The sequence below is a fragment of the Flavobacterium haoranii genome, assembly GCF_009363055.1.
Taxonomy (GTDB): domain Bacteria; phylum Bacteroidota; class Bacteroidia; order Flavobacteriales; family Flavobacteriaceae; genus Flavobacterium; species Flavobacterium haoranii.
The window spans coordinates 775,680-796,296 of record NZ_CP045292.1 but is presented as its reverse complement, the minus strand read 5'-3'; the positions used below and the strand labels follow the sequence as shown (position 1 = coordinate 796,296).

Sequence of the window (20,617 nt, the reverse complement as noted above, 5' to 3'; positions counted from 1 at the left end):
CGATTATGAACGAAATAAAAATATTTTGCCCCGCAACAGTTGCTAATCTTTCTTGTGGTTTCGATATCATCGGACTGTGTTTAGAAGGCATTGGCGACGAAATGATTTTCCGTAAAAAAGAAGCACCAGGAATTACCATTACTCAAATTACCGGCGCTGATTTACCTTATGAAACTTCAAAAAATGTGTCTGGAGTTGCCGCTCAAGCTTTAGTCGATCATTTACAACTCGATTATGGTTTTGAAATTGAAATTCACAAGAAAATAAAAGTCGGAAGTGGTATTGGAAGTAGCGCAGCAAGTGCTGCCGGAGCCGTTTATGGCATTAACGTTTTAGCCGGTAATCCGTTGACTAAAAAAGAATTGGTTCCTTTTAGTATGATTGGTGAAGCCATTGCTAGTGGCTCTTTACATGCCGATAACGTTGCTCCTGCTCTTTTAGGTGGATTTTCCTTAATTAGAGGTTACGAACCTTTAGATTTAATCAATATTGAAAGCCCGAGTGAATTGCATGTTGTGGTTATTCATCCACATATTGAAGTCAAAACTTCAGAAGCCAGAGCCGTTTTACCGAAAGAGGTTCCGTTGAAAAGTGCCATTACGCAATGGGGAAATGTGGCCGGATTAGTAGCAGGTTTGTACACCGAAGATTATGACTTAATTGGTCGTTCAGCAGTTGATGTAATCGTAGAACCGGCTCGTAAAAATTTGATTCCTCATTTTGAAGAATTGAAGCAAAGTGCTTTAGAAAACGGCGCTTTGAACTCTGGAATTTCGGGTTCAGGACCTTCAATTTTTGCTTTATGTAAAGGAAATCAAGTAGCTGAAAAAGTGAAAGATAAATTCAATGAATTAGGAAAAGAATTTTATACTTCTTTTGATGTTCATTGTTCTAAAGTAAACAACACTGGTGTAGTAATTATATAATTTGTAAATTTAAAAATGCAATATTTCAGTACCAATAATCACAATATAAAAGTTCGTTTTAAAGACGCAGTTATTCATGGATTAGCGCCCGATAAAGGTTTGTATTTTCCAGAAGAAATTCCGCAATTACCACAAAGCTTTTTTGATACTATCGAAAATCTTTCGGATACCGAAATCGCTTATACCGTTTTACAACCTTTCATTGGCGACGAAATTCCGGAATATGCTTTAAAAGAAATCATCAACCAAACCTTGACTTTCGATTTTCCGGTAGTCAAAATAACGGAAGATTTGTATTCATTAGAACTTTTCCACGGACCAACATTAGCTTTTAAAGATGTTGGCGCAAGATTCATGTCGCGTTGTTTGGGTTACTTTAATAGAAATTCTAATGAAAATGTGACTGTTTTAGTTGCAACTTCCGGTGATACCGGTGGTGCGGTTGCTAATGGCTTTTTAGGCGTGAAAGGTGTAAAAGTGGTAATCCTCTACCCTTCTAAACGTGTAAGTGAAATTCAGGAAAAACAATTAACTACTTTGGGAGGAAACATTTTTGCTTTGGAAGTAACCGATACTTTCGACACTTGCCAAGCTATGGTTAAAAAAGCTTTTTGGATAGTTCATTGCAAAAATACAATCTAACTTCAGCTAATTCTATCAATGTGGCGCGCTGGTTGCCTCAAATGATTTACTATTTTGTGGCTTATAAAAAACTGAAAAAGCTACAGCAAAAAGTAGTTATTTCGTGTCCAAGTGGAAATTTTGGAAACATTTGTGCCGGTTTGTTGGCTTACAAAATGGGATTACCAATCGAACAATTTATAGCAGCAACCAATGCTAATAATACGGTTCCACGCTTTTTAGAAACGGAAGAATATTTACCGTCGCAAACGGTTGCCACATTATCAAACGCTATGGATGTAAGCAATCCGAGTAATTTTGTGCGAATTTTAGAATTATTTCATCAAAATGTTCCGGAATTGAAATCGGTGTTTTCGTCGTATTCCTATAATGATTTACAAACCAAAAAAGCGATACAAGAACTATATTCTCAATACGATTATGTTGCTGATCCTCATGGTGCTGTTGGTTACTTAGGAACACAAAAAGCAACGATTCCAAATAGCGTAAAAGTATTTTTAGAAACGGCACATCCTATCAAATTTAAAGACACTGTAGAACAAGTTATTGGCAAAGAATTGCCGTTGCCCGACGATATTTCGGGAATTATTGATAAAGAAAAAAAATCGATTGTAATTGAGAATTACGAAGAACTGAAGGAAAGTCTGGCTTTAATTTACAGATAATGCAACAGAAGTAGTTAAAAATTTTATATTTTTAAACTTGTACACTTTATTTAAAAAGAATAATTTAGCACCATAAAAATATAACACAAACTACTAAATGAAAAATACAGCTTTAACTCATGTTCATGAACAACTAGGAGCAAAAATGGTTCCTTTTGCAGGTTTCAACATGCCAGTACAATACGAAGGAGTAAATGCAGAACACGAAGTTGTTCGTAATGGTGTTGGAGTGTTTGATGTATCGCACATGGGCGAATTTTTCTTAAAAGGAGAAAATGCTTTAGCCTTGATTCAAAAAGTAACTTCTAATGATGCTTCTAAATTAGTTAATGGTAAAGCACAATATTCTTGTTTACCTAATACAGAAGGCGGAATTGTTGATGATTTAATTGTTTATAAAATTGAAGACAATAATTATATGTTAGTAGTTAATGCTTCTAACATTGAAAAAGATTGGAATTGGATTGCTTCACACAATGATTTAGGTGTAGACATGCAAAATTTATCTGACGAGTATTCATTATTAGCAATTCAAGGACCAAAAGCGGCTGAAGCGATGCAATCTTTAACATCTATTGATTTAGCTAATATGGGATATTACACCTTCCAAATTGGAGATTTCGCAGGAAAAAGCGACGTAATTGTTTCAGCTACAGGTTATACTGGTTCTGGTGGATTCGAAATTTATTTCAAAAATGAAGATGCCGAACAAATTTGGAACAAAGTTTTTGAAGCAGGCGCTGCATTTGGAATTAAACCAATTGGTTTAGCGGCTCGTGATACCTTACGTCTAGAAATGGGATTCTGTTTATACGGAAACGATATTAACGATACCACTTCTCCACTTGAAGCAGGATTAGGCTGGATTACTAAGTTTGATAAAGAATTTACAAATTCTGAAAACTTGAAAAAACAAAAAGAAGCTGGAGTTTCTAAGAAATTAGTTGGTTTTGAATTAATTGATAGAGGAATTCCTCGTCACGATTATGAAATTGTTGATGCAAAAGGCACTGTAATTGGAATTGTAACTTCTGGAACACAATCGCCTTCTTTAGGAAAAGCAATTGGTTTAGGTTATGTTCCTACAACTTTAGCTACAGAAGGAAGTGAAATTTATATTAGAATTAGAAATAAAGATTTAAAAGCTAAAGTGGTGAAATTACCTTTTTATAAGAAGAACTAAAAAATAACAATAATAAAAAATGAACCATTAGGGTTCATTTTTTATTATTGTTATTTTTGCTGACTCATTAGTATTTAAATTAATCATTAGTTCAAATTTTCGATCACCATCAGAAACTTCTATTTTAGGAGTATTTAAACCTATAGTTCCTAAATTTTTAGCTGAAATTTTAAATTCAGTATTACTCTTAAGACTTACTGGAATAATTTTAATTATTTTGGTAGTTGTATAATCTTTTAATAAAATTTTGTCATCTTGATACAAATCAATTATATCACCATCTTCTTTTCCAACATCCCAAATTTTTAATTCAACTTTATTTCCTTTAAAAAACAAATTTACATTTTGGTTTGCTTTCACATAATTTACCTTCAAACTATCATAAATTTTAACAGGACTATACTTTTCTTTTGTTGCGTTGTCAACTTTATTTGAACGTTGAATTTTTTTATCAACTTTATTTACAAGTTTTTCAACTTTTTCAACACTAATTAATGTTAGAAGTCCATCAATACATTTTTGTTTATTTTTAAATAAACCCTTAAAGTTATTCTTAATAATAGTGTTTTTTGAACCTAAGTCAACTTTACCTTTAAAATTTACAAAACAAAATGAATTTTCACTTATTGGAGATTTTGTATATAAAATTTCTTCTTCTTTAAATTGTAAAATTTTTGTATTACTGTCATAAAATCCTGAAATAACATTTTTTGTTTCATGTTCACCAGTTATATCAGTAACCGAGTAACCATTAATCTTACCATTATTAATTTTGAAATTTATTTTATAGGAGATTGAATGCTCTTGATTACCATTGAGTTGTAGTGCTCCATAAAACTCATATTCAGTTTGTGAATAGGTAAAATTGATTATTAATAAAAATACTATTAAAAAATACCTAAAAAAATTTGGAAACATTTTATCACTTATTTAAATTTGTGCAAATCTAAAACATTATTTTATATGAAACTAAAATTATTTCTAGCGGCATTATTTTTTGCCTTCGGAGCAATTACTTCAATTAGTTATGCTTCATTCCCTGTTCAAACACAAACTGAAACTGTTAATCAATTAGACGATGAATTAAGTTCTCCTGCTGCTGGAAGCGGAAAAAGTCAAGTTACTGCTCTTATTTTAGTAGCTTTAATTGGTGGTTTAGGAATTCACCGTTTTTATTTAGGATATACTTGGCAAGGAATTGTTCAATTATTGACATTAGGTGGTTGTGGTGTTTGGGCTTTAATTGATTTAATTAGAATCATTACAGGTGACTTACAACCTAAAAACGGAAGTTATTCTAAAACTCTGTAATCATATTAAAATATGAAATTCTTTCGTAAACTTTACTTTTATTCTTCTAATATAGTCATAATATTAGCACCAATAATATTATTATTTTTACCAGTTGATTTTTTTGATAATGGCGAAAGTATTTGCCTCTCAGTTCAATTAGCGGGAATAGAATGTTATGCATGTGGTTTAACTAGAGCAATTATGCATATTATACATTTTGATTTTTCTGGTGCTTGGGGATATAATAAATTATCATTTATAGTATTTCCAATGATGGGAGTTTTATGGATAAAAGCAATTTACGATATACAAGGTAAAAGAATGCCAGGATTTATTGGCAAACTTACATATCCAAAAGAGGCTTAGGCCTCTTTTTTTTTGATATAATTTCTTATTTTTGCAACTCAAATTAAATTAATATCCATACAGAAATGGGAAGAGCGTTTGAGTTTAGAAAAGCACGTAAAATGAAACGTTGGTCAGCAATGGCTAAAACGTTTACAAGAATTGGTAAAGATATCGTAATGGCAGTTAAAGAAGGAGGTCCAAATCCTGAAACTAACTCGCGATTAAGAGCGGTGATTCAAAATGCGAAAGCAGCTAACATGCCAAAAGACAATGTAGAAAGAGCTATTAAAAAAGCTTCAGATAAAGATACTGCTAACTTTAAAGAAGTTTTATTTGAAGGATATGCTCCTCACGGAATTGCAATTTTAATAGAAACAGCTACTGATAATAATAATAGAACTGTTGCAAACATTAGAAGTTACTTTAACAAATGTAATGGTACAATGGGGACTCAAGGTTCTGTAGAATTTATGTTTGACCATACTTGTAATTTTAGAATTCCTGCAGAAGGTTTAGATGTTGAAGAATTAGAATTAGAAATGATTGATTTTGGAGTAGAAGAAATTTTTGCCGATGAAGACGGAATCGTAATGTATGCCCCTTTTGAGAGTTTTGGAACTATTCAAAAAGAGTTAGAAAACCGTGGAATGGAAATTTTGTCTTCTGGTTTTGATAGAATTCCTCAAGTAACAAAAGAGCTAACTCCAGAGCAAGTAGCTGATGTTGAAAAATTATTAGAAAAAATTGAAGAAGATGACGACGTTATGAACGTTTTTCATAACATGCAAGAATCATAATAAATAAAAAAAGGTTAGCGAATTTGCTAACCTTTTTTTATTATAAAATATCTAAACTTCCTTTTCCTTCACGTATTACTTCAGGCTCATAACTAGATAAATCTATTATTGTAGAAGCTACATTGTCTCCATAACCACCATCGATTACTAAATCGACTTTGTTTTGCCATTTTTCAAAAATTAGTTCAGGATCAGTAGAATACTCTAATACTTCATCTTCATCGTGAATTGAAGTAGAAACAATTGGGTTTCCAAGTATTTTCACAATTTCACGAGCAATATTATTATCAGGAACACGAATACCAACAGTTTTCTTTTTACGAAACTCTTTAGGTAAATCATTATTTCCTGGTAAAATAAAAGTATAAGGACCAGGTAATGCTCTTTTTAAAATTTTAAAAGTTGAAGTATCTATCTGCTTTATATAATCGGAAATATTACTTAAATCGTAGCAAATAAAAGAGAAATTTGCCTTTTCGAGTTTTATCCCTTTAATTTTTGCTATTTTCTCTAAAGCACGAGAATTTGTAATATCGCAACCTAAACCATAAACAGTATCAGTAGGATAAATTACCAAACCACCATCTCTAAGTACGTCAACAACCTTTTTTATGGCTGCTTCGCTAGGTTTGTCTTCGTAAATTTTGATAAATTCTGCCATTTTTTATGATTTACTTTCGTCAGCTCGAGTGTTCATCGTAGATGAAAGTATCGAGAGCCAATTAAAATTTCTTTTTTGCTAAATTAGGTAACTTATCGTATTCTTCATTTATTAATGCTTTTTTTTTACGTCTCGACCATTTTTTAATTTTTTTCTCAAATTCAATTGCAATAGATATATCTGTAAATTCAGCATAATAAACTAATTCAATTGGTCTTCTATTTATTGTATAACAATCTGGATAAAAGCCAACGTTATGTTGAAAAATTCTCTGAGACAAATTACTTGTCACTCCGGTATAATATGAGTTGTCTGAGCATTTTAAAATATAAACAAATGATTGTTGCATGCTTCTCGATACATTTTTATTATGTTTCACTTCATAAAAACACTCGAAGTGACGAAAACATTTTACCCAATCACATCAAGCTTAGCAAACTTCAATAAAAGTTTTTTAACTCCTCCAACATCAAACTTTATTTCTGCTTTTTTATCGGCTCCTACTCCTTCTAAGCTAATTACTTCTCCTTTTCCAAAACGCTCGTGCATTACAACATTCCCAACCACTAAACTAGAATCAAATAAATTTGTTGTAGCTTGAGTTTTAATTCCCGAAACAGGTTTTAACTTTCTAATATTTGGTTTTTCAGAAGGGTTTTCTAAATATTTTGGTGGTGCACTATTTACAGGTTTTGCCAATCTTAATTTAGATTTATCTACATCTCCAAAAATATCGATATCCATCATAGGTTTATAACGATAATTTCCAACATTTTCGGGATTTAAATAATCTAAAAAGCGGTCATTTATTTCTTCAATAAATCTAGAAGGTTCACTATCTACTAATTTTCCCCATCGGTAACGAGATTGTGCATATGTTAAGTAAGCTTGATGTTCTGCACGCGTTAATGCTACATAAAACAATCGTCGCTCCTCCTCTAACTCACTTCTGGTATTCATACTCATAGCACTTGGAAACAAATCTTCTTCCATTCCTACAATGAATACGTGAGGAAATTCTAATCCTTTTGCTAAGTGAATTGTCATTAAAGCCACTCGATCATCATCGCCAGTATCTTTATCTAAATCGGTTGCCAAAGCTACATCTTCTAAAAACTCGGCTAACGAACCTCTTGCTCCATCAACTTCTTTTTGACCTTCCGTGAAATCTTTAATACCATTTAGTAATTCTTCAATATTTTCAATTCTAGCAATTCCTTCTGGAGTACCATCTTTTTTAAGTTCTTGAACCAATCCAGTTTTTTTGGTAACATGGTCTGTTAAATAAAAAGCATCTTGATTTTCATTAATGATTTGAAAGCTTTTAATCATTGTTACAAAATCTTGTAATTTAGCTTTTGTTCCAGAATTTAATTTTAAATCAATCTTATCGATATGTTCCATTACTTCGAAAATAGAACGCTTATAATGATTTGCTGTTACTGTTAATTTTTCGACAGTTGTATCTCCAATTCCTCTTGCGGGATAATTAATAACACGAACTAAAGCTTCTTCATCTTTAGGATTTACAACTAATCGTAAATAAGCTAAAACATCTTTAATTTCTTTACGTTGATAAAAGGAAAGACCTCCATAAATTCTATAAGGAATATCTCTTTTTCGCAAAGCATCTTCAATAGAACGTGATTGTGCATTGGTTCTGTACAAAACTGCAAAATGATTGTTAGGTAACTGATTTTGCATTTTTTGTTCAAAAATAGTTGAAGCTACAAATCTTCCTTCCTCACTATCGGTTAAACTGCGGTGCACTTTAATTTTTGGTCCTTCTTCATTATCCGTCCAAACTACTTTTTCTAGTTTTGTTTTATTTTTATCAATTACGTCATTTGCTGCTTCTACAATGTTTCGAGTTGAACGATAATTTTGCTCTAATCGATACATTTGAACACCATCGTAATCTTTTTGGAAATTTAAAATATTATTAATGTTTGCACCACGAAATGCATAAATACTTTGAGCATCGTCACCTACAACACAAATGTTTTGGAATCTGTCTGAAAGCGCTCGAACTATTAAATACTGTGAATGGTTGGTATCTTGGTACTCATCTACTAAAATATATCTAAATCTGTCTTGATATTTTGCTAAGACATCTGGAAAACGATTTAATAATTCATTAGTTTTCAATAATAAATCATCAAAATCCATGGCACCCGATTTAAAACAACGTTCTACGTAATTTTGATAAATTTCTCCTAAACGAGGTTTTTTACTCATGGCATCAGCCTCTTGTAATTCTGGATTATTGAAATAAGCTTTAACAGTGATTAATGAGTTTTTATAAGAAGAAATACGGCCTAAAACTTGTTTTGGTTTGTAGACATCTTTATCTAATTGCATTTCTTTGATGATAGCACCAATTAAACGAACCGAATCTTGAGTATCATAAATTGTAAAGTTTGAAGGATAACCTAATTTATCAGCTTCTATTCTTAGAATTTTAGCAAAAACCGAGTGAAATGTTCCCATCCATAAGTTTTTTGCTTCGTTATTACCAACAATACTCGCAATACGATTTTTCATTTCGCGAGCAGCTTTGTTAGTAAAAGTAAGCGCTAAAATATTAAAAGCATCTACACCTTGACTCATTAAATAAGCAATACGCATAGTTAAAACACGAGTTTTACCCGAGCCCGCACCTGCAATAACAATCATTGGTCCGTCTTTTTGTAAAACTGGTGCACGTTGCGCTTCGTTGAGTTGGCTAATATATTGCTCTATCATAGTCATCAAAATCTTCTAAACTACAAAAATAAGCCAAGACAACTGTACTTACAAATGAATTTATTAACTATTTATATATTGGTTGTTAGTTGTTGTTTGTTTGAATTGTTCTCGATACGATTTCTAAGAAATCACTCGAACTGACGAAAATTAACTTTGAATTTGTTTTTTGAAAAAGTTTCGTTTTATTTTGTGTAAAAATAGCCCTGATGGTAGTGACATCCTTTTTGTTTCTCTCGATATTACCACAAACGTTGTTTGTTCCTCTTAATATCAAATGCTCGAGATGACGGCAAAAAGATACAACGTACAGCAGGAAAAAGCTTATAAAAAAATATAATTATGGACACTAATAAAATTATAGAATTAGCAAGTTATACTTTACCGGCATTAATTACTGGTGGAACTGCTTTTGTTTTATTTTCTAAGTTTTTTAATAATGAAGAAAACAGAAGACGTTTTGAGCTTTTAAAAGAAAACCAAAAACAATCTTTACCATTGCGTTTACAAGCCTATGAAAGAGTGGTTTTGTTTTTAGAACGAATTAATCCGGTTCAATTATTATTGCGTGTACAACCAAATGGTTTAGATCCTAAAAGCTATGCTACTTTGTTAATTCATTCGATACAAACGGAATATGAACATAATATTACCCAACAGGTTTACATTTCGAATGAAGGTTGGGAAGCTGTTTTAAAAGCTAAAAACAGTATTATGAATATTGTTACATCAAAATCGGTTACGGAAGGAATTACAACGGCTGAAGCAATGCAAAAAGCTATTTTTGAAGATGTTGCACAAGATGAAGTTGCTACAGATATTGCAATTGCAATGTTGAAAAATGAATTGAAAAGAGTTTTCTAAAATAAAAAAATCCCAATCATTTGATTGGGATTTTTTTATTCCTCTCCTTGAATTTCCTGACTATCAATTTCTTTTGTTCTGGCATAGTTATAACCAACTTGCCACCATTCTTTCATCTTCTCTTTATTGAAAACCAAAGAATTTGTAGTTAATAATGTTGGTGTATAATAAAAATTAATAGTGGCATCTTTAAATCGGGCTTCGTATTTACCAATTTTAATATTCTGATATTCAATTCTATCCATCATAAAATTAAATAAATTGGTCAATGCTGTAAACGGACTTCTTGCTGGTAAACGATTGTATAAAGGCGTTTCGGTATGAAGTATAATTGCATCTACATGTGTTGCGCCTCGCTTAATTGCTTCTTCTATTGGAACCATTGCAGCAAAACCGCCATCGGCATATTCACAACCATTTTTTCGTACCAAAGACATAAAAGGAATATAATTACATGAAATCCAAATCCAGTCGCAAAAATCATCATATTCAAATTCGTTAATCGATTTATATTCTACAGTATTTAAAGATAAATTTGAAACCGTAACGATAATTTCTTTTGGACTAGCTTTTAATTTTTCGAACTCTTCTTCTGTAAAAAACTCACCAATTAATTTTCTCAAATTTTTACTTTCACCAAAAGTTTTAGAACCTTTTAAAAAGTTACGAAGTACATTAAAGTGATTAATCAAAATGGTGTCCTCTCCAAAGCGTTTTTTAATTTTAAAAGGACAGTTACTAAATATACTATTTTGATTTACAGACGTATAAGCTTCTTTTATTTTTTCTACTTCTTTTAGAGCTAAATGAGAAACCAACAAACTTCCAGTTGAAGTTCCTAAATAAAAATCATAATCTTTATGAAGATCTTCTATAAGATATTGTGTAACGCCTCCAGCAAATGCACCTTTACTTCCTCCACCCGATATGATTAATGCTCTCATTATTCTGTTTCTTTTAAAAATGTTTGTAATCTCGCTTGTAATGTTTCTGATAATTGAGGTTGAATAGCTAAATATCGTGCTCTATCTTGAGAATTCGATAACATTCTTCTTATTTTATCTTTTCCAAATTTTACAAACTGCCATTTATGATGCAATGTTGACTCTAATATACTAATTAAAACTTGTTCCGAAGGTAACTGCAAACTTAAAATAGTTTCCATCGCTGCTTGTCTAACACCCGATTCATAAGGTAATTGCGTCATTTTTTCTAATTCAGCAATAGCTTCCATTTTTTCAGAAGGTGAAATTCCTTTTGTAACAACTTTCAAGGTTAAGTTGGCGATTTTTAAGTTATAATTTAATCCTTCCCAACCGTTACTTAATTGTGTGTAATAATATTGATCTTCTTTAAATGTTTTCCACAATTTGAATAATGCAATCTCACGAGTTATATACGATTTATCTTGAAGCAAACTTTCAAATTGTTCTCTAAAATCATCTGGAATTGTATTTACAGTTTGTGCAACTGCTTGGCGAACTTCAAGATTATTTGTTGCCAAAGCTAATTCAATTAAACGTCTTTTTTCTTCAAAAGGAATTGTCTCACACTGATACAAAATCTCTTTTTTTACAGGAAAATAAACCTCAGATTGCATAATCTCTTCAAAACGTTGTTGTTTATCAGCAAAAGGAACTTGGTAACTATTAATTACTTCATAGAAAGTTTGAATGAAAGAAGCTTTAGCTAAATACTTTTGTACACCTTGAAAATCGAAACCTGAAGTTTGTAACCAATTTTTCTTGTAAGATTGTATATCAAAATTGGGAGAAACAGTTTTTATTTCAGCTAAAAATTCATCTGTATCTACATTTTTGAATTGGTATTTTTCTAAATAATTTTTTACAGCTTTTTTGAAATTTTCGGCACCAATTTCTTCTCGTAATGCATGCAAAGCCCACGCTCCTTTTTTGTAAAACGTTAACGAACTCGCTTTTTCACTTAAAATGGGTTCTGTATCTTCTGCGGAAGCTTTCTGTAATTGGGTTGCCATTTCCCATAATTGATGGTAAAAATAATCTTCTCCAAAGACCGATTGCTCAGCCAACAAAGCATAATACGTGGCAAAACCTTCTTGCAACCAATGGTGTTTACTTTCTTTTGCTGTAACCAAATCGCCAAACCATTGATGTGCTAATTCGTGCGCATTTACATTCAAATAGTTTTTATCGTTGTAACCAATTGCATCCACCACAAAATCTTGAGAAAAAATAGTTGAAGTTGTATTTTCCATTCCGGCATACAAAAAATCGCGAACGGGAACTTGACGGTATATTTCCCACGGATATTTCATACCAATTTCTTGTTCTAAAAATTCAAATATTGCTTTGGTATGACGATACGTTGGTTCAAATTTATCACAATCTTTTTTATCTAAGTAATATTCTAAAATAGTTCCCGATGAAGTGGTTTCAGTTTGTTTTGCAAAATTGCCAATGGCTAACATAACTAAGTAAGATGACATTGGTTTTTGCATTTTATAAATCCAAAGCCTTTCATTATTTTCTTGAAAACAAGGAAAACTAACCTTTCCATTTGATAAAATAGTATAATTTTCGTCAAAACCAATATTTAAATTAAAAATAACCTTTTCATTCACATCATCAAAACTTGGCAACCAAAGACTTGTATATTTTCCTTGTCCTTGCGTCCAAATTTGAAAATCTTGTTCATCTCCAACAAAATATAGAGTTTGCTTTGGCTTTGCCGAATAAGTAAATGATAAAACATTGTCTTTCTTTTTAAAACCTTTATAAAGTTTCAAATGCTTTCCATCATACACAAATGGAACTTTTTTATAGTTTATTCTAACATCAGAAAAATCTACAGCAACTGCATCAATACTAATAGTATCTATTTTTTCTAAAACTTTGAATTCATAATTAACTTTACCAGAAATTGATTTTTCATTAAAATTTGGTGACACAAAAGCATCACATGTAATAAAATCAACCTTCTTATATTGTTGGGCGTAAAAAATTTGCGATAAAAACAGTAAACCAATAAGTTTCTTCATTCTTTATTTTTTGAGACTACTAAAATACAAACTATTTCATTTAAGCAGCATATTTACTAAGTTTACATCAAAATTTATGCTAAATGAGTAAAAAAGTATTGTTTAACTGGAGTAGCGGAAAAGATTCTTCATTATCACTCTATAAATTACTTCAAAATCAAGATTACCAAATTGACTATCTTTTTACATCTGTAAGCGAAAAATACAATCGAATTTCCATGCATGGCGTTCGAAAAGAACTACTTCTCCATCAAGCTGAAAGTATTGGAATTCCACTAAAAATATTGAGTTTACCCGAAATGCCTTCTATGGAAAGTTACAATCAAGCTATGAAAAATGCCTTGATTCCAATAGTTCAAGAAGGAATTACACACAGTGCTTTTGGTGATATTTTTTTAGAAGATTTAAAACAATACCGCGAAGAAAAATTAAAGGAAGTTGGTTTACAAGGACTATTTCCGCTTTGGAAAGTGAACACCAAGGAACTAATAACCGAATTTTTAGACTTGGGCTTCAAAACCATTGTTACTTGCGTGAATTCGGAATATTTAGACGAATCTTTTGTAGGAAGAATTATTGACGAACAATTTATAGCTGATTTACCTGAAAATGTAGATGTTTGTGGCGAAAACGGAGAATTTCACACCTTTACTTTTGACGGACCCATTTTTAAAAATCCGGTTGAATTCATTGTGGGAGAAAAAGTCTATCGAGAATACGAAAGACCTAAATCCGTTTCAAACGATGTTTGTTCTGTAACTGAAGACCAACCCAATTACGGTTTTTGGTATATTGACCTTTTACCAAAATAACTTTTCCATTTCAAAATTTGTAAATTAAAAGTTATCTTCGCTACTATATTTATTATGTTACTTCTCGCTCCCCTCGACTCCGCTCGGGGTGACAGCTCGAAGTAACAAACTGAATACTGCGACTGAACATTGTAAACTAAAAAATGAATTTACTCGACACTCCTATAGAATACTTAAAAGGCGTTGGTCCACAACGTGGCGATTTGCTTCGCAAGGAGTTAGACATTCATCGTTATGGAGATTTACTGAATTTATATCCCAATCGATACATCGATAGGACTCGTTATTACAAAATCAATCAGTTGGTTAATAGTAATTCGGAAGTTCAAATTGTGGGTAAAATCATTCATATAAAAACCGTTGAACAAAAAAGAGGCAAGCGTTTAGTTGCCACATTTATTGATGATACTGGTGAAATGGAATTGGTTTGGTTTCAAGGCCATAAATGGATAAAAGAAAGTTTAAAAATTAATGTTCCTTATGTAATTTTTGGAAAAGTAACTTCTTTTAATGGAATGTTCAATATGGCGCATCCAGAAATGGAATTGTTAGACGAACACAAAGCGAGTTTACGAAGTGCGATGCAACCGGTTTATCCAAGTACGGAAAAATTAGCCAACAAAAACATTACGAATAAAGTCATCAATAAAATGATGCAGCAATTGTTTGTGGAAACACAAGCATTATTTACTGAAACTTTACCGGAAAGCATCCTACAAGAATTACAATTAATTCCGAAAAATGCGGCTCTATTTAATATTCATTTTCCTAAAAGTCAAGAATTATTAGCTAAAGCACAATTCCGATTAAAGTTTGAAGAATTGTTTTACATTCAATTACAATTAATTACTAAAAACTTAATTAGAAAACACAAAATAAAAGGACATCCGTTTGAAATTGTTGGTGATAACTTTAACGATTTCTACCAAAACCATTTGCCTTTTGAACTGACTAATGCACAAAAACGCGTAATCAAAGAAATCAGAAATGATCTCGGAAGTAACGCTCAAATGAATCGTTTATTACAAGGCGATGTGGGTTCCGGAAAAACGATTGTCGCTTTACTTTCGATGTTGATTGCTAAAGACAACGGATTCCAAAGTTGTTTGATGGCGCCAACAGAAATTTTGGCTACACAACATTTCAACGGACTTTCTGATTTGGCTAAAAACCTAAATATCAACATCAAACTATTAACAGGTTCGACTAAAACTGCCGAAAGAAGAATTATTCACGAAGAACTCGAAAACGGAAGTTTAGATATTTTAATTGGTACACACGCCATTTTAGAAGACAAAGTTCAATTTCATAATTTAGGTTTAGCTATTATTGACGAACAACATCGTTTTGGTGTTGAACAAAGAAGTAAGTTGTGGAAGAAAGGAAGCCTTCCTCCATCCTTCCAAAGGAAGGAAGTCCAAAAAGTTGTGCAAAAATATATGACGGCTCGTCCTTCTACGTACAACATTTTAAAGGAACTTAAATCTCAAAACAAAAAGAACAATACAAAAGCTGAAACCTTGCTTTGGGAAGAATTACGTAATAAGAAACTAGGTTATAAATTTAGACGTCAACATATAATTGATGTTTTTATTGCTGACTTTGTTTGCATAGAAAAAAAATTAATTATTGAAGTTGATGGTGGTTACCACAACACGATATTGCAACGTGAAGCAGACGAATTAAGAACTCAAATTCTTAACGAAATTGGATTTAAAGTAATTCGCTTTACAAATGAAGAAGTCATTAATGAAACTAATAATACACTTAACAAAATAAGTCAAACCCTGGAAAGTCTCCCCTCCGGGGAGATTAGTGGGGCGATTCCACCTCACGTTTTGGTGATGACCGCTACTCCTATTCCGCGAACATTAGCCATGAGCATGTATGGCGATTTGGATATTTCTGTGATTGACGAATTGCCACCAGGACGAAAACCAATACAAACTGTTCATAGATTTGATAATAACCGATTAAAAGTTTGGAAGTTCTTAAAAGACGAAATTGCCAAAGGGCGTCAAATTTATATCGTATATCCATTGATTCAAGAATCTGAAAAAATGGATTATAAAGATTTGATGGATGGTTACGAAAGTATTTCACGCGATTTTCCGTTGCCACAATATTCCATTTCTATTGTTCACGGAAAAATGAAACCAGCAGATAAAGAAGAAGAAATGCGACGTTTTGCAGAAGGAAAAACAAATATTATGGTCGCAACAACCGTTATTGAAGTTGGTGTAAATGTTCCTAATGCTTCCGTTATGGTTATTGAAAGTGCCGAACGTTTTGGGTTGTCGCAATTGCATCAGTTACGTGGTCGCGTAGGTCGTGGCGCCGAACAGAGTTATTGTATTTTAATGACGGGACACAAATTGAGTAATGATAGTAAAACACGAATGGAAACCATGTGTGCAACCAATGATGGTTTTGAAATTGCCGAAGTCGATTTAAAACTTCGTGGTCCGGGTGATATAATGGGAACCCAACAAAGTGGTGTGCTCAATTTACAAATTGCCGATTTAGTTAAAGACAGAGACATTTTACAATTGGCACGTCATATAGCCATAAAGATTTTAAAAGAAGATCCGAATATGACAAAACCCGAACATCAAAAAATGAAACAAATCTTCTTAGAATTGAGTAAAAAGAAGAATATTTGGAATTACATTAGTTAATTAGACAATAAGAGAATGTGTCAATATGCCAATTAATTAAATAAAGTGCATTGAATCATTGATATATCGACACATTGAAAATTTAAAAATTATGGTTCAATACAACCCAAAAGACTGGATTACATTTATTTTCCGTTTCCATAAATCGGATACCTTTCGTCAATTAATTCCTATGATGATTTTTATAGGTTTATACGCATATGGCGTTGCTTATTTAGAAATGGAATATTGGCAATTGAGTGAAAAGCACAATTTAAAAAACTTAACATTAATGCACGGAACCTTAAGTTTTGTAATTTCACTTTTATTGGTTTTTAGAACAAATACAGCTTATGATCGTTGGTGGGAAGGAAGAAAACATTGGGGTGCATTAGTAAATAATAGTCGAAATCTAGCCTTAAAACTTTCTGCTTATTTAAAAGACGAACACGATAGAAATTACTATCGAAAGTTGATTCCAAGCTATGCTTCAATTTTACAAAAACATCTTGCTGATGAAGAAACGGCTTTAATGCTAATTGAAGGTTTAGATTTAGAAATTGATGATCATAAACATCGTCCAAATCAAATTGCAAAAATGTTGTTTCAAAAAGCAAATGATTTATATGTTTCGGGTAAAATTTCAGGCGACCAACTAATTGTTATCAATGCCGAATTACAATCGTTTACGGATATTTGTGGTGCTTGTGAAAGAATCAAAAACACACCTATTCCCTACTCTTATAGCTCGTTTATAAAGAAATTTATATTCTTTTACATTATGACGTTGCCATTTGGTTATGTTTTTAGCTTAGGTTATTATGCAATTCCTGTTGTAATTTTCATTTTTTATGTATTGGCTAGTTTAGAGTTAATTGCTGAAGAAATTGAAGATCCTTTTGGTAATGATGCTAACGATTTACCTACAAAAAAAATGGCAGCAAATATTAAAAAACACGTAGAAGAAATTTTATAAATAATTTGTTTAGTTAGATTAACGCTAATTAGATATAGTTTCCTTTTATTTTTATTTTATTTTTCATAAATTAGATTTATAAATTTACTAAAATCTAAAATGCCTTCTAAAAATTTACTCACTACTCCCGCTTTAACGCACGAAAAATCGTTAAAAACTTTAGTCGAAAATCGAACTGTATTTTCGTTAAATAATTGTGAGTTAAATTTATTTGAAACTTATAAAGAATCGGCTTTAGTTCCTTTAAAATTCAATGATTTAGTAGTCACAAGCATGCTTCGAGGTAAAAAAGTAATGCATTTGTTTGACGATCCTGAGTTTGAATATTTACCCGGAGAAACTGTTGTAGTTCCTTCAAATGTTGAAATGAAAATTGACTTTCCTGAAGCTTCTCAAAAAAATCCTACACAATGTTTAGCTTTAGCTATCGATCATTTTAAGATTAAAGACACTTTAACTATTTTAAACGAACGTTATCCGAAAGAAGGAAAAAGTAATTTTTGGAAACTAGATTACGAAAACTACTTTTTTTATAATAATGTAGAATTGGCAACTACTTTAAACAAATTGATTAAAGAATGTATGAGTACATCGGTAACTAAAGATATTATTACCGATTTAACATTACAAGAATTGATTATTAGAATTATACAAACGCAAACAATGCGTTCTTATGAAAATGAACAATTACTTTTAGATAGTTCAAATCCCATGAGTCAGGTTGTTGAATATATTCGTCAAAATATTACCGAAAACATCAATATTAAAGATTTGAGCGATAAAGCTTGCATGAGTTCTACTTCCTTTTATCGTTATTTTAAACGTGAATTAGGCGTAACTCCGGTAGAATTTATTTTGAATGAAAAAATTAAGTTTGCAAAAAAATTATTAAAAAATCCTGGAATTCAAATAAATGAAGTTAGCTTTGCATCTGGTTTTGAAGATAGCAACTATTTCATACGTTTATTTAAAAAATATGAAGGAGTTACTCCAAAACAATACCAATTAATGAATTTTACTCGTTAATAATCAAAACGTTTTAGAGGTTCTAAATTTTCTAATTCTTCTTCGGTAAATAACCTATAAATTACTTTGAAAGTTTTTCCATAAGGAGTTTCTAATGAAAATCCACCAGGTCCGTGACCATCAACTACATCTAAAGTAAAGTGAGAATATTTCCAATATTCAAACAAATCTTTATCTAACCAAAATTCGTGGCCATTTACTGTTCCAATACAAACATCTCCAGTACGCAAATAAAATCCACCTTTCTCAAAACATTGTGGTTGCGTTCCTTCACAACATCCACCTGCTTGATAAAACATTAAGTCGCCAAACTTACTTTCTAGCATTTTTATAACTTCTAATGCTGCTGCTGTAACATCTACTCTATTTAATTTTTCCATAATATTTAAAAATATAAGCCACGAGAAATCTCGTGGCTTAAAGTTACCAAAATTTAACCATTAAAAGAATCCTAATTTATTTTTGTTGTAAGAAATTAGCATATTCTTAGTTTGACGGTAATGATCTAACATCATTTTATGATTTTCACGACCAATACCTGATTGTTTGTAACCACCAAACGGAGCTCCCGCTGGATAAGAATGATATTGATTTACCCAAACTCTACCCGCTTGAATTGCTCTAGGAACTTGGTATAATTCGTGAGCATCACGAGTCCATACACCAGCACCTAAACCATACATAGTATCGTTTGCAATTTCTAAAGCTTCTTCAGTAGTTTTGAAAGTTGTTACTGCTAATACTGGTCCAAAAATTTCTTCTTGAAAAATACGCATTTTGTTGTGCCCTTTAAATAAAGTTGGTTGAATGTAATATCCACCTTCTAAATCACCACCTAAATGGTTAACATCTCCACCACATAACAACTCTGCACCTTCTTCTTTACCTAATTTAATGTAAGATAAAATTTTATCTTTTTGAATTTGTGAAGCTTGAGCTCCCATCATTACTGTTGGGTCAAAAGGGCTACCTGTTTTAATAGCTTTAACACGTGCTAAAACTCTTTCAATAAATTTATCGTAGATTGATTCGTGAATTAATAATCTCGATGGACAAGTACAAATTTCACCTTGATTTAATGCAAATAATACAGCTCCTTCTATAGCTTTATCTAAAAATTCATCATCAGCATCCATAACAGATGGAAAGAAAATATTAGGCGATTTTCCTCCTAACTCTAAAGTAACTGGAATAATATTTTCAGTTGCATATTGCATTACCATTCTACCTGTTGCTGTTGAACCTGTAAATGCAGCTTTAGAAACTTTTGGATTTGTTACTAATCCACGTCCTAATTCTGCACCAAATCCGTTAACAACATTTATTACACCTGCAGGAAGTAAATCACCAATTAATTCCATTAATACCATAATAGAAATTGGTGTACTTTCAGCTGGTTTTAATACCACACAGTTACCTGCAGCTAAAGCTGGAGCTAACTTCCAAACAGCCATTAAAATTGGAAAATTCCATGGAATAATTTGTGCAATTACACCAATTGGCTCATGTACAATTACAGAAACAGTATCTTTATCTAATTCATTAATTGAACCTTCTTCTGCACGAATTACTCCTGCAAAATAACGGAAGTGATCAATTGCTAATGGAATATCAGCCGCTAAAGTTTCGCGAACTGCTTTACCATTATCTAATGTTTCTACAGCAGCTAAATATTCTAAATTAGCTTCCATTCTATCTGCAATTTTATTTAATATAATGCTTCTTTCTGTTGCTGAAGTTTCACTCCAAGCTTTGAAAGCTACTGCTGCTGCATCTACAGCATTTTCTATATCTAATTTTGCAGAATGTGCTGCTTTAGCCATTAATTTTCCGTCAACTGGTGATAATACTTCAAAATATTGTCCTGTTGATGGTGCAACCCATTTTCCGTTAATATAATTATCGTACTTTTCTTTTAATTGTGGTCTTTGAATTAAACTACTCATATTTTTAAATTTTTGGTTTATTCAAAATTATAAGTTCAATTCTCAAAAAAGTAGCAT

18 protein-coding genes and 1 pseudogene are annotated in these 20,617 nt (G+C 31.7%); 11 read left to right on the top strand and 8 right to left on the bottom strand.

The features are described 5' to 3' along the window. Window positions 1-5: 5 nt before the first annotated feature. From GCU34_RS03925 to gcvT, 3 genes and pseudogenes are all read left to right on the top strand, one after another. Window positions 6-926: a homoserine kinase gene (locus GCU34_RS03925; protein ID WP_072783907.1), complete on the top strand. Its 921-nt coding sequence runs from the start codon at window positions 6-8 to the stop codon at window positions 924-926. A gap of 15 nt (window positions 927-941) precedes the next feature. Next, window positions 942-2,233, top strand: a pseudogene (gene thrC, locus GCU34_RS03920) (threonine synthase). Between the two features lie 97 nt (window positions 2,234-2,330). Further along, on the top strand, window positions 2,331-3,416 hold the full coding sequence (gene gcvT, locus GCU34_RS03915) for a glycine cleavage system aminomethyltransferase GcvT (protein ID WP_072783911.1): 1,086 nt from the start codon (window positions 2,331-2,333) through the stop codon (window positions 3,414-3,416). 27 nt (window positions 3,417-3,443) lie between these two features. Here gcvT and GCU34_RS03910 read toward each other — a convergent pair whose 3' ends face one another. Further along, complete coding sequence (locus GCU34_RS03910) at window positions 3,444-4,334, bottom strand: hypothetical protein (RefSeq protein WP_084656922.1); 891 nt, start codon at window positions 4,332-4,334, stop codon at window positions 3,444-3,446. Window positions 4,335-4,379: 45 nt separating this feature from the next. Between GCU34_RS03910 and GCU34_RS03905 the strand changes: the two genes are divergently transcribed. From GCU34_RS03905 to GCU34_RS03895, 3 genes are all read left to right on the top strand, one after another. After that, window positions 4,380-4,727, top strand: a complete 348-nt coding sequence (locus GCU34_RS03905) for a TM2 domain-containing protein (protein WP_072783913.1) — start codon at window positions 4,380-4,382, stop codon at window positions 4,725-4,727. Between the two features lie 12 nt (window positions 4,728-4,739). After that, window positions 4,740-5,075 carry a DUF2752 domain-containing protein gene (locus GCU34_RS03900; RefSeq protein WP_072783915.1) on the top strand — a complete coding sequence of 112 codons (336 nt, stop codon included), beginning with the start codon at window positions 4,740-4,742 and terminating at the stop codon, window positions 5,073-5,075. Window positions 5,076-5,140: 65 nt separating this feature from the next. Further along, window positions 5,141-5,854 (top strand): YebC/PmpR family DNA-binding transcriptional regulator, encoded by a 714-nt coding sequence (locus tag GCU34_RS03895; protein WP_072783917.1) that lies wholly within the window; start codon window positions 5,141-5,143, stop codon window positions 5,852-5,854. 40 nt (window positions 5,855-5,894) lie between these two features. Here the strand turns inward: GCU34_RS03895 and GCU34_RS03890 are convergent, their stop codons facing one another. From GCU34_RS03890 to GCU34_RS03880, 3 genes are all read right to left on the bottom strand, one after another. Continuing rightward, window positions 5,895-6,515 (bottom strand): L-threonylcarbamoyladenylate synthase, encoded by a 621-nt coding sequence (locus GCU34_RS03890; RefSeq protein WP_072783919.1) that lies wholly within the window; start codon window positions 6,513-6,515, stop codon window positions 5,895-5,897. Between the two features lie 61 nt (window positions 6,516-6,576). Further along, window positions 6,577-6,864: a GIY-YIG nuclease family protein gene (locus GCU34_RS03885; RefSeq protein ID WP_072783921.1), complete on the bottom strand. Its 288-nt coding sequence runs from the start codon at window positions 6,862-6,864 to the stop codon at window positions 6,577-6,579. 62 nt (window positions 6,865-6,926) lie between these two features. After that, window positions 6,927-9,257: an ATP-dependent helicase gene (locus tag GCU34_RS03880; protein ID WP_072784152.1), complete on the bottom strand. Its 2,331-nt coding sequence runs from the start codon at window positions 9,255-9,257 to the stop codon at window positions 6,927-6,929. Window positions 9,258-9,602: 345 nt separating this feature from the next. Between GCU34_RS03880 and GCU34_RS03875 the strand changes: the two genes are divergently transcribed. Then, the gene (locus tag GCU34_RS03875) at window positions 9,603-10,124 is read left to right on the top strand and encodes a DUF7935 family protein (protein WP_072783923.1); all 522 of its coding nucleotides are present in this window, start codon (window positions 9,603-9,605) and stop codon (window positions 10,122-10,124) included. A gap of 35 nt (window positions 10,125-10,159) precedes the next feature. On the opposite strand, the gene GCU34_RS03870 is transcribed toward GCU34_RS03875, so the two are convergent. Beyond that, complete coding sequence (locus GCU34_RS03870; RefSeq protein ID WP_072783934.1) at window positions 10,160-11,068, bottom strand: patatin-like phospholipase family protein; 909 nt, start codon at window positions 11,066-11,068, stop codon at window positions 10,160-10,162. Next, window positions 11,068-13,143 carry a M1 family metallopeptidase gene (locus tag GCU34_RS03865; RefSeq protein ID WP_072783936.1) on the bottom strand — a complete coding sequence of 692 codons (2,076 nt, stop codon included), beginning with the start codon at window positions 13,141-13,143 and terminating at the stop codon, window positions 11,068-11,070. The genes GCU34_RS03870 and GCU34_RS03865 overlap by 1 nt, the downstream gene beginning before the upstream one ends. A gap of 83 nt (window positions 13,144-13,226) precedes the next feature. Between GCU34_RS03865 and GCU34_RS03860 the strand changes: the two genes are divergently transcribed. From GCU34_RS03860 to GCU34_RS03845, 4 genes are all read left to right on the top strand, one after another. Continuing rightward, complete coding sequence (locus GCU34_RS03860; RefSeq protein WP_072783938.1) at window positions 13,227-13,955, top strand: Dph6-related ATP pyrophosphatase; 729 nt, start codon at window positions 13,227-13,229, stop codon at window positions 13,953-13,955. A 143-nt stretch (window positions 13,956-14,098) separates the two neighbouring features. Beyond that, a complete protein-coding gene (locus tag GCU34_RS03855) occupies window positions 14,099-16,633 on the top strand; it encodes a DUF559 domain-containing protein (RefSeq protein ID WP_072783939.1) in 2,535 nt (844 codons plus the stop codon). 91 nt (window positions 16,634-16,724) lie between these two features. Further along, a complete protein-coding gene (locus tag GCU34_RS03850) occupies window positions 16,725-17,588 on the top strand; it encodes a bestrophin family protein (protein WP_072783941.1) in 864 nt (287 codons plus the stop codon). 99 nt (window positions 17,589-17,687) lie between these two features. Continuing rightward, window positions 17,688-18,614: an AraC family transcriptional regulator gene (locus tag GCU34_RS03845; protein WP_072783943.1), complete on the top strand. Its 927-nt coding sequence runs from the start codon at window positions 17,688-17,690 to the stop codon at window positions 18,612-18,614. Here GCU34_RS03845 and GCU34_RS03840 read toward each other — a convergent pair. Further along, window positions 18,611-18,994: a DUF779 domain-containing protein gene (locus GCU34_RS03840; protein WP_072783946.1), complete on the bottom strand. Its 384-nt coding sequence runs from the start codon at window positions 18,992-18,994 to the stop codon at window positions 18,611-18,613. The two genes, GCU34_RS03845 and GCU34_RS03840, sit on opposite strands and share 4 nt — an antisense overlap. Window positions 18,995-19,054: 60 nt before the next feature. Further along, window positions 19,055-20,560: an aldehyde dehydrogenase family protein gene (locus tag GCU34_RS03835; protein WP_072783948.1), complete on the bottom strand. Its 1,506-nt coding sequence runs from the start codon at window positions 20,558-20,560 to the stop codon at window positions 19,055-19,057. Between the last annotated feature and the right edge of the window lie 57 nt (window positions 20,561-20,617).

What these genes read in the sequence shown, in the direction of transcription:
- GCU34_RS03925 (WP_072783907.1), top strand. Translation starts at nt 6, where the DNA reads ATGAACGAAATAAAAATATTTTGCCCCGCAACAGTTGCTAATCTTTCT.
- gcvT (WP_072783911.1), top strand. Translation starts at nt 2,331, where the DNA reads ATGAAAAATACAGCTTTAACTCATGTTCATGAACAACTAGGAGCAAAA.
- GCU34_RS03910 (WP_084656922.1), bottom strand. Translation starts at nt 4,334, where the DNA reads ATGTTTCCAAATTTTTTTAGGTATTTTTTAATAGTATTTTTATTAATA.
- GCU34_RS03905 (WP_072783913.1), top strand. Translation starts at nt 4,380, where the DNA reads ATGAAACTAAAATTATTTCTAGCGGCATTATTTTTTGCCTTCGGAGCA.
- GCU34_RS03900 (WP_072783915.1), top strand. Translation starts at nt 4,740, where the DNA reads ATGAAATTCTTTCGTAAACTTTACTTTTATTCTTCTAATATAGTCATA.
- GCU34_RS03895 (WP_072783917.1), top strand. Translation starts at nt 5,141, where the DNA reads ATGGGAAGAGCGTTTGAGTTTAGAAAAGCACGTAAAATGAAACGTTGG.
- GCU34_RS03890 (WP_072783919.1), bottom strand. Translation starts at nt 6,515, where the DNA reads ATGGCAGAATTTATCAAAATTTACGAAGACAAACCTAGCGAAGCAGCC.
- GCU34_RS03885 (WP_072783921.1), bottom strand. Translation starts at nt 6,864, where the DNA reads ATGCAACAATCATTTGTTTATATTTTAAAATGCTCAGACAACTCATAT.
- GCU34_RS03875 (WP_072783923.1), top strand. Translation starts at nt 9,603, where the DNA reads ATGGACACTAATAAAATTATAGAATTAGCAAGTTATACTTTACCGGCA.
- GCU34_RS03870 (WP_072783934.1), bottom strand. Translation starts at nt 11,068, where the DNA reads ATGAGAGCATTAATCATATCGGGTGGAGGAAGTAAAGGTGCATTTGCT.
- GCU34_RS03865 (WP_072783936.1), bottom strand. Translation starts at nt 13,143, where the DNA reads ATGAAGAAACTTATTGGTTTACTGTTTTTATCGCAAATTTTTTACGCC.
- GCU34_RS03860 (WP_072783938.1), top strand. Translation starts at nt 13,227, where the DNA reads ATGAGTAAAAAAGTATTGTTTAACTGGAGTAGCGGAAAAGATTCTTCA.
- GCU34_RS03855 (WP_072783939.1), top strand. Translation starts at nt 14,099, where the DNA reads ATGAATTTACTCGACACTCCTATAGAATACTTAAAAGGCGTTGGTCCA.
- GCU34_RS03850 (WP_072783941.1), top strand. Translation starts at nt 16,725, where the DNA reads ATGGTTCAATACAACCCAAAAGACTGGATTACATTTATTTTCCGTTTC.
- GCU34_RS03845 (WP_072783943.1), top strand. Translation starts at nt 17,688, where the DNA reads ATGCCTTCTAAAAATTTACTCACTACTCCCGCTTTAACGCACGAAAAA.
- GCU34_RS03840 (WP_072783946.1), bottom strand. Translation starts at nt 18,994, where the DNA reads ATGGAAAAATTAAATAGAGTAGATGTTACAGCAGCAGCATTAGAAGTT.
- GCU34_RS03835 (WP_072783948.1), bottom strand. Translation starts at nt 20,560, where the DNA reads ATGAGTAGTTTAATTCAAAGACCACAATTAAAAGAAAAGTACGATAAT.